Origin of the sequence: Sphingopyxis sp. (assembly GCF_036402335.1) — a bacterium.
GTDB lineage: Bacteria > Pseudomonadota > Alphaproteobacteria > Sphingomonadales > Sphingomonadaceae > Sphingopyxis.
This window is the reverse complement of record NZ_DASWTD010000529.1, coordinates 1-2,503: the sequence shown is the minus strand read 5'-3', so window position 1 is coordinate 2,503 and position 2,503 is coordinate 1. Positions and strand designations below refer to the sequence as shown.

The window sequence follows — 2,503 nt, the reverse complement described above, 5'->3', positions numbered from 1 at the left end:
GATGCTGCGCGACACGATGAGCCGTGCCTACACCCACGCGGGACAGCAGGCAGTGACCGGATTCTGGCAGGTCAGCGAGGCACTGGTCCCGCTCCGCGAGCGCCGCCGGATCGCCGCGCTCGGCAAGGACGCAGGCTAGTTCAGCCTTCACCCCGTGCGATATCGGCGAGTTCGCGCCCGCGGTCGCGCGCCGCGCGCAGCACGTTCGTGAGCAGCGCTGCGAGCTGGCCGTCGCTGTCGAGCACATCGAGCCCCGCCTGCGTCGTGCCGCCCTTGCTCGCCACCTGCGCGATCAGCACACCGGGCTTTTCGCCGCTGTCGGCGAGCAAGGCGGTCGCGCCGCCGAAGGTTGCGGTCGCAAGCTTCAGCGCGTCCTCGGCCGGGAGGCCAAGGCGTTCGCCGGCCGCCGCATAGGATTCGATCAGACGGAACACGAACGCCGGGCCGCTGCCGGTAAAGGCGGTGACGAGATCCATCGTCGAATCGTCGGCGAGCATCACCGTCTGACCCAGAGGATCGAGCAGCGCATGGATCGCCTTGTCGTCCGCGTCGCCCAGCGTCGCGACCGCCGACACGCCGGCGCCGATGCGCGCGGCGAGATTCGGCAGGATGCGAACCTGCGCCCCGGCAGCGGGAAAGCGCGCGGCGAGATCGGCAAGCGACACGCCGGCGAGGATCGAAAGCAGGTGAACCGGACCCGTCGCGAGCGGCGCCAGCAATTCGGCGACGTCGCCGAGCTGCTGCGGCTTCATGCCGAGCATGATCCAGTCGGCGCTGCCGCCCGCGGCCTGCCACGCGTCCAGCGATGCGTGCTGGACAATGCCCGCACGCGGCGCTGCCAGGGGGTCGACGATCGCGACCAGCGCCGGGTCGAGCCCCGCCGCCAGCCAGCGATCGAGCATTGCGCCCGCCATGTTGCCGCAGCCGACGAGCAGGAGCCGGCCGGAGAAATTGCGCAATGCTTTGGTCATAGGTCCTTCTTTTCTGTGCTTAGCGGCAACTGCTCTCGGGCCCCGAGAGCAGGTCGAGGCAGCGGCCGTCGACCTTGTTCGCGTCGACCGGCACCCCGATCAGCGCGGCCAACGTCGGCATGATATCGACCGTCATCACCGCATTGGGCTGTTCGAAGCCCGCGAGCCCCTTGCGCCAGAAGAGGATCGGCACCCGGCGGTCGTAATCCCACACCGACCCGTGCGTCGCGACATAGCCGATTCCCGATTCGGGAATCGGCGTCACGCGCGGCTTCAGCGCGATGATGAAATCGCCCGACCGCTGCGGGTTGTACGAAGCACGCAGCTTGTCCATCAGCGTCCATGTGTCGGGCGCGCGCTTCGAGATCGGGTGTGCGTCGAGCTCTGCGCGCGTCACCACCGCCTCGATCTGCGGATGCGCGCGCAGGCGGGGCAGGATTTCGGCGAGCACCGCCTTGCGCTGCGCCGCGGTCAGCGTTTTCGCGAAATAATAATCGTCGCCGTCGCCATAGAGAATGGGCTGCGGCAGGCCGAGCTTCTCGGCAACTTCCTTGCCGATCGCCGCGGGGTTCAGCGCCTTGTCGATGCGCTGTGCGTCGGGCCAGGCGTTCTGACGGTTGCGTTCGGGCAGGTCGTGGCCGCCATGGTCGGCGGTCAGCGCGACGACATAGTCGATCCCCGTGGCATCGAGCCGCGCAAAGAAATCGCCAAGTTCGCGGTCGAGGCCCGTCATCTGGATGCACATCTCGGCGCCTTCGGTTCCGGTGCTGTGACCGACATAATCGGTCGCCGACAGGCCGACGACAAGCAGGTCGGTGCTGCTGCCCTCGCCCATCTTGCGGACCTGACGCAGCGCCGCCGCGGTCGCGAGCACCGCACCGTCGGCCTCGGGCGAGGCCATGAATTTGCGGAAGTCGCCGGCGTCGCGCGCCATCCGCCCGGTGCCGACCGTCGCGCCCCTGTCGCCAACCGGGATTGCAATGTCGTGCGTCGCGCAGTCGGCGGGAAGCGTCAGCGCCGGGCGTGCCTCGCCGATCGCGGCGGCGATCGCGGCGCTCGCCTGCTGCGCGGTCGGCGACAATGTCGAGCCGCGATAGCTGGTGAGGCCGGTCGGGGCGAGCCACATCAGCTCGTCGGCCTGGCGTCCGCCCATCATGATCGCCGAACGGTCCTTGCCCGAAACCGAGACGACCTGTGCCTTGGGATCGCGCGCCTTCATCAGGTCGCCCAGCGTCGGAACGAGCAGATGGTTCACCGACGGCGCATATTCGCCGCTTTTAGAGGTCGTGCCCGCGACGGTCTCGTCCTCGGCGCAATAGACGCGTTTGTCGGCGCGCGCGGCCGACAGGTCGAAATAATTATTGGCGACGATCCCGGTGTGCGCGGGATGATTGCCGGTCAGGATGGTCGAATGGCCGGGGCAGGTCTCGGTCGCGCCGTGCGACTGGTAGCCCGCGGGAAAAACGATGCCCGATGCGAGCCGCGCGAGACCGCCGGTGAAATGGCCGCGATATTCGGCAAAGAGGTCGGCC

2 protein-coding genes are annotated in these 2,503 nt (G+C 68.5%); both read right to left on the bottom strand.

Annotated features, from left to right (window positions below; translation table 11 throughout):
* Nucleotides 1-140: 140 nt before the first annotated feature.
* The gene (locus VGD20_RS17280) at nt 141-971 is read right to left on the bottom strand and encodes a pyrroline-5-carboxylate reductase (RefSeq protein ID WP_331135618.1); all 831 of its coding nucleotides are present in this window, start codon (nt 969-971) and stop codon (nt 141-143) included.
* A 19-nt stretch (nt 972-990) separates the two neighbouring features.
* Nucleotides 991-2,503: alkaline phosphatase family protein (locus tag VGD20_RS17275; RefSeq protein ID WP_331135617.1), on the bottom strand; the 1,513-nt coding region annotated here is incomplete at its 5' end.

Bases quoted from the DNA above. Each gene is read 5' to 3' on its own strand.
- VGD20_RS17280 (WP_331135618.1), bottom strand. From the start codon at position 971: ATGACCAAAGCATTGCGCAATTTCTCCGGCCGGCTCCTGCTCGTCGGC.